3 protein-coding genes are annotated in these 6,087 nt (G+C 66.7%); 2 read left to right on the top strand and 1 reads right to left on the bottom strand.

What is annotated here, in order from left to right; genetic code table 11:
- Window positions 1-190: 190 nt before the first annotated feature.
- Entirely contained in the window at window positions 191-2,284 is a 2,094-nt protein-coding gene (locus DBR34_RS00435; RefSeq protein ID WP_128095249.1) for a prolyl oligopeptidase family serine peptidase, read from the top strand.
- 307 nt (window positions 2,285-2,591) lie between these two features.
- On the opposite strand, the gene DBR34_RS00430 is transcribed toward DBR34_RS00435, so the two are convergent.
- Window positions 2,592-3,779, bottom strand: coding sequence for a pyridoxal phosphate-dependent aminotransferase (locus DBR34_RS00430; protein ID WP_128095248.1), 1,188 nt, complete (start codon window positions 3,777-3,779; stop codon window positions 2,592-2,594).
- Window positions 3,780-3,892: 113 nt separating this feature from the next.
- Between DBR34_RS00430 and DBR34_RS00425 the strand changes: the two genes are divergently transcribed.
- Entirely contained in the window at window positions 3,893-6,010 is a 2,118-nt protein-coding gene (locus DBR34_RS00425) for a S9 family peptidase (RefSeq protein ID WP_128095247.1), read from the top strand.
- Window positions 6,011-6,087: the final 77 nt, after the last annotated feature.

Genomic DNA, 6,087 nt, shown 5'->3' with positions numbered 1-6,087 from the left:
GCCTGGTGGAGCCTGTACCGGTTCCGCCTGCCGAAGGCACTGCTGCGCCGCCGCAGTGGCCGTCGCCGTGGCCCGCAGGCCCGCCGCCGCAGCCGCGTTCCGGCCCGGGTCGCGCGCCCTGACCTTCGACACGGGAGCCCCGGCCGGGCGGTGTGATAGCGTCCGGAGCTTATGTCCGCCTGGAGCTGCAATGTCCAAAATCGCTTCCGCCTGCCTGATGGCAGGCCTGATCACCGCCGGTGCGGTAGGTACTGCCATGGCTGCTGAAACTCCCGCCGACCCGTACGCGTGGCTCGAAGACGTCACCGGCGAGAAGTCGCTGGACTGGGTCAAGCAGCAGAACGCCAAGTCGGAAGGCCGCCTGGCCCAGACCCCGGCGTTCAAGCAGATGGAAGCCAGCATCCGCGAGGTGCTCGATTCGGACGCCAAGATTCCCGGCGTGCAGAAGATTGGTGATTACTACTACAACTTCTGGAAGGACAAGCAGCACGAGCGCGGCCTGTGGCGCCGCACCACGCTGGCCGAGTACCGCAAGGCCTCGCCGACCTGGGAAACCGTGCTCGACCTGGATGCCCTGAACAAGGCCGAGGGTGAGAACTGGGTCTGGCACGGCGCCGACTGCCTGCGCCCGGACTATTCGCGTTGCCTGATCGCGCTGTCGCGCGGCGGCGCCGACGCCGATGTCACCCGCGAGTTCGACCTGGCCAACAAGACCTGGATCAAGGACGGCTTCTTCCGCCCCGAATCCAAGGGCGGGTTGAACTGGATCGACCGCGACACGGTGTTTGTCTACACCGATTTCGGCACCGGCACGATGACCACCTCGGGCTACCCGCGCGTGGCCAAGCTGTGGAAGCGCGGCACGCCGATGGCGAGTGCCAGCGTGGTGTACGAAGGCAAGCCCGAAGACATGTACATCGCGGCCATGCACGACGACACGCCCGGCTACGAGCGCAACCTGGTCAGCCGCACGCTGGCCTTCTACAACAACGAGGTCTACCTGCGCGCCGACGACGGCACGCTGACCAAGATCGACGCGCCGAACTCGGCCGAGAAGGGCCTGCGCAAGCAGTGGCTGACCCTGGAGCTGCGCGATGCGTGGACGGTGGGCGGCAAGACCTACACCGCCGGTTCGCTGCTGGTCACCAGGCTGGACGACTACCTGGCCGGCAAGCGCGACTTTGACGTGCTGTTCGCGCCCACCGCGACCACCTCGCTGGCCGGCAGCAGCTGGACGAAGAACCACCTGGTGCTCAACGTGCTGGACGACGTGAAGAGCCGCCTGAGCGTGCTCACCCCGACCGACAGCGGCTGGAAGAAGAGCGAGTTCACCGGCGCGCCGGCGTTCGGCACCGTGGCCGTGGGTGCGGTGGATGCCGATGACAGCGACGCGGTGTGGATGACCGTCACCGACTACCTCACCCCGACCACGCTGGCCATTGCCGAGATCGGCAAGCAGCCGGAAGTGCTCAAGACCATGCCGGCGTTCTTCGATGCCGAGGGCAAGGTGATCGAGCAGCACTTCGCCACCAGCAAGGACGGCACCCGCGTGCCGTACTTCGTGGTGCATGCCAAGGACATGAAGCGGGACGGGTCCAACCCGACGCTGCTGTACGGCTACGGCGGCTTCGAGATCTCGCTGACCCCGTCGTACTCGGGCGGCATGGGCCGGGCGTGGCTGGAGAAGGGCGGCGTGTACGTGGTGGCCAACATCCGCGGTGGCGGCGAGTACGGCCCGCGCTGGCACCAGGCGGCGCTGAAGCAGAACCGCCACAAGGCCTATGAAGACATGGCCGCGGTCGCCCGCGATCTGGTCAGCCGCAAGATCACCTCGGCCAAGCATTTGGGCGTGCAGGGCGGCAGCAACGGTGGCCTGCTTACCGGCAACATGCTCACCCAGTATCCGGAGTTGTTCGGGGCGGTGGTGGTGCAGGTGCCGCTGTTGGACATGAAGCGCTACAGCCACCTGTTGGCCGGTGCGTCGTGGATGGCCGAATACGGCAATCCGGACACGGCCGACTGGGAGTTCATCAAGACCTTCTCGCCGTACCACCTGTTCGATGCGAAGAAGACCTACCCGCCGGTGCTGTTCACGACATCCACGCGTGACGATCGGGTGCATCCGGGCCATGCTCGCAAGATGGCCGCGAAGATGATCGAGGCCGGCAAGGACGTGACCTACTACGAGAATATCGAAGGCGGTCACGGCGGCGCGGCCAACAATGCGCAGGCCGCGCACATGTCGGCATTGGCCTATAGCTTCCTGTGGGAGCAGTTGCGGTAGAGTCGAGCGGTGCTCGACTGCTGGGATGCCCCATCGGCCCGGTAGCCGCAGGGAATAGCCGAAGGCAACTTCGGTCCGCCTCCGGGTGGTGGGGCGTCAGGTTGGCTCCACCCCAGTTTCAGCGCCACGCAGCAATGCGTGGCGTTTTTTTGTTCCCCTTCGGCGGATTTTTTTAAGCGGACGGCAACTGCAAGTCCAAATCCCGATCAACGTCAACAGCGGCGAGTGCGTGCGTTTGCTGGCTGGGTCGGGTACGGGTGGGTTGGCGGCAATCGCGGGACTCGCGGCTTTCAGAGCTTTTACCGTCTCACCGCACCCACGTCTCCAGCCCACGCCGAATGCGCGCCACGGCTTCTTCCAGGCGCGCTACGTCCTGCGTGTAGGCCAGCCTTACGTGCTGGTTGGCGCGGTAGTGCCCGAAATCCAGGCCCGGGGTAAACGCCACGTGCTGGGTTTCCAGGAAGTGCGCGCAGAACGCCTGCGCGTCATCGGTGAAGGCGCTGACGTCGCAGTACAGGTAGAAGGCGCCTTCGGGCTCCACTTCGATGCGGAAGCCCAGGGCGCGCAGCGCCGGCAGCAGGTAGTCGCGGCGTTCGCGGAAGGCAGCGCGGCGTTGTTCGAAGATGGCCATGCTCTCCGGGGTGAAGCAGGCCAGCGCGGCGTGCTGGGCGATGCTGGAGGCGCTGATGTACAGGTTCTGCGCGAGCTTCTCCAGGTCCGGCACCGCCTGCGGTGGGGCGACCAGCCAGCCCAGCCGCCAGCCGGTCATGCCGTAGTACTTGGAAAAGCTGTTGAGTACGAAGGCGTCGTCGTCTACCTGCAGCACGCTGGCCGCGTCCATGCCGTAGGTGAGGCCGTGGTAGATCTCGTCCACCACCAGGTGGCCGCCGCGCGCCTTCAGCGCCTGCGACAACCCGGCCAGCTGCGGCGCAGAGAGCACCGTGCCGGTCGGGTTAGCCGGCGAGGCCACCAGCGCGCCCACGCTGGCCGCGTTCCAGTGCTGCTCGATCAGCGTGGGGGTGAGCTGGTAGGCCGTCTGTGGGCCCACCGGCACCAGTTGCGCGGCCCCTTCGACCAGGCGCAGGAAGTGGCGGTTGCACGGGTAGCCGGGGTCGGCCAGCAGCCAGTGCCTGTCCGGGTCCACCAGCAGGCTGCTGGCCAGCAGCAGCGCGCCCGAGCCGCCGGGCGTGATCAAGATGCGCTCGGGATCGATCTGCAGCTGGTAACGCTGCTGGTAGAACCCGGCGATGGCCTCGCGCAGCGCGGGCAGCCCGCGCGCGGCGGTGTAGCGGGTGTGGCCGGCGGCCAGGGCGGCCTGGCCGGCCTGCACGATCGGTGCGGCGGTGGTGAAGTCCGGTTCGCCGATCTCCAGGTGGATCACGTCGTGCCCGGCCTGCTCCAGCGCCTGCGCGCGGGCCAGCAGCGACATCACGTGGAAGGGTTCGATTTCCTGGCTGCGGCGGCTGTAGGCGGCCGTGGGGGTAGGGGTGCTCATGCTGCCGATGATAGGTGCAGTGACGATCGGCAGGCTTGCCGCTGCCCCAACGCCCGCCCAGACTGGGGCCGACCATGGACGCCATTGCATTCCCCCGTAAGGAGCCTTATCTCGTGAAACCCGCCCTTTGTTTACTGGTTGCCAGCCTGATGACCTCCAACGTGCATGCCGCCCCCGCGCTCACCCCACCCGACGCCGAGAAGCAGCCGCACACGGTCAAGGCGCCGTTCGGTGCGACCCGCACCGACGACTACTACTGGCTGCGCGACGACAAGCGCGAAAATCCGAAGATGCTGGCCTACCTGAATGCGGAAAACGCCTACACCGACCAGGTGGTGGCGCCGCTCAAGCCGCTCGAGGACACCCTGTACAAGGAAATCGTGGCCCGCATCAAGCAGGACGACGCCAGCGTGCCCGCGCGTGACCGCGGCTACTGGTATTACACCCGCTACGAAACCGGCAAGGACTACCCGATCCAGGCGCGCCGCAAGGGCAGCATGGAGGCGCCCGAAGAGATCCTGCTGGACATCAACGTGATGGCCGAGGGCAAGAACTTCTTCGATGTCGGCGATGCCGACGTCAGCCAGGACAACCACCTGCTGGCCTGGGCCGAAGACGATGTCGGCCGCCGCCAGTACGTGATCCGCTTCAAGGACCTGCGCACCGGGCAGGTGCTGCCGGACCGCATCGAGAACGTGTCGCCCAACGTGGTCTGGGCCGACGACAACCGCACCCTGTTCTACGTCGAGAACGATCCGGACACCCTGCTCACCGTGCGGGTGAAGAAGCACGTGCTGGGCACTCCGGCCAGCAGCGACGTGCTGGTGTACGAAGAGAAGGACGACAGCTTCTACATGGGCGTCGGCCGCACCCGCGACGACAAGTTCCTCACCATCGAACTGCACAGCACGGTCAGCTCGGAAACCCGCTATGCCCTGGCCGCCAACCCGCAGGCATTCACGCTGCTGGCGCCGCGTGCGCGCGATGTGGAATACGACGCCGACCACTTCAACGGCCGCTGGGTGATCCGCACCAACGATGCCGGCGCGAAGAACTTCAAGATCGTCACCGCGCCCACCGACGCCACCGCGCGCTCGCAGTGGACCGACTGGGTGGCGCATGACGATGCGGTGCTGGTGGAAGGGTTCGAGCTGTTCGATGGCTTCAGTGCGATCGCCGAGCGTTCCAACGGTCTGGAGCGGATCCGCCTGCTGTACCCCGATGGCCGCCAGGACTACGTCAAGGCCGACGAGCCGGCCTATTCCATGGGCCTGGCCGCCAACCCCGAGCCGGACAGCCCGTGGCTGCGCTACGCCTACAACTCGCTGACCACCCCGACCACCACCTACGAGCTCAACACCCTCACCGGTGAGCGCCGCCAGCTCAAGCAGCAGCCGGTGCTCGGCTACGACCCGGCCAAGTACACCACCGAGCGGGTCTGGGTGACCGCGCGTGACGGCGCCAGGGTGCCGGTGTCGCTGGTGTACCGCAACGGTTTCAAGAAGGACGGGACTGCGGCGCTGTACCAGTACGCCTATGGCAGCTACGGCATGTCGATGGACCCCGGTTTCAACCAGACCGTGGTGAGCCTGCTCGACCGCGGCGTGGTCTATGCCATCGCGCACATCCGCGGCGGCGAGGAAATGGGCCGTGCGTGGTACGAGGACGGCAAGCTGCTGAAGAAGCAGAACACCTTCAACGACTTCGTCGACGTCACCCGCGAACTGGTGCGGCTGGGCTATGCGTCCAAGGACCGCGTGGCCGCGTCCGGCGGCAGCGCCGGCGGCCTGTTGATGGGCGCGGTGGCCAACCAGGCCCCGCAGGACTACCGGGTGATGGTGGCGCAGGTGCCGTTCGTGGACGTGGTCACCACCATGCTCGACGCCAGCATCCCGCTGACCACCAACGAATACGACGAGTGGGGCAACCCGGAGCAGCGCGCCTACTACGACTACATGCTCGGCTACTCGCCTTACGACAACGTCAAGAAGCAGGCCTACCCGGCGCTGTTCGTCGGCACCGGGCTGTGGGATTCGCAGGTGCAGTACTGGGAGCCGGCCAAGTGGGTGGCCAAGCTGCGCGATGACAACACCGGTACCCATCCGATCGTGTTCCGCACCAACATGGAGGCCGGGCATGGCGGCAAGTCCGGGCGGTTCCAGCGCTACCACGAACTGGCCGAATCGTATGCGTTCGTGCTTGACCAGCTGGGCGTGACCGCCGCCCCGTAACACCGGCCGGCACCCCGCACGCCGGACGGCGACCATCGCGGTCGTCGTCCGGCCTCGCTATGCTGGGCGCATGACCG

Origin of the sequence: Stenotrophomonas sp. HMWF003 (assembly GCF_003061285.1) — a bacterium.
Taxonomy (GTDB): Bacteria; Pseudomonadota; Gammaproteobacteria; order Xanthomonadales; family Xanthomonadaceae; genus Stenotrophomonas; species Stenotrophomonas maltophilia_AP.
The sequence above is the reverse complement of the archived record's forward strand: the minus strand, read 5'-3'. Positions and strand labels throughout refer to the sequence as shown.

Bases quoted from the DNA above. Each gene is read 5' to 3' on its own strand.
- DBR34_RS00435 (WP_128095249.1), top strand. From the start codon at position 191: ATGTCCAAAATCGCTTCCGCCTGCCTGATGGCAGGCCTGATCACCGCC.
- DBR34_RS00430 (WP_128095248.1), bottom strand. From the start codon at position 3,779: ATGAGCACCCCTACCCCCACGGCCGCCTACAGCCGCCGCAGCCAGGAA.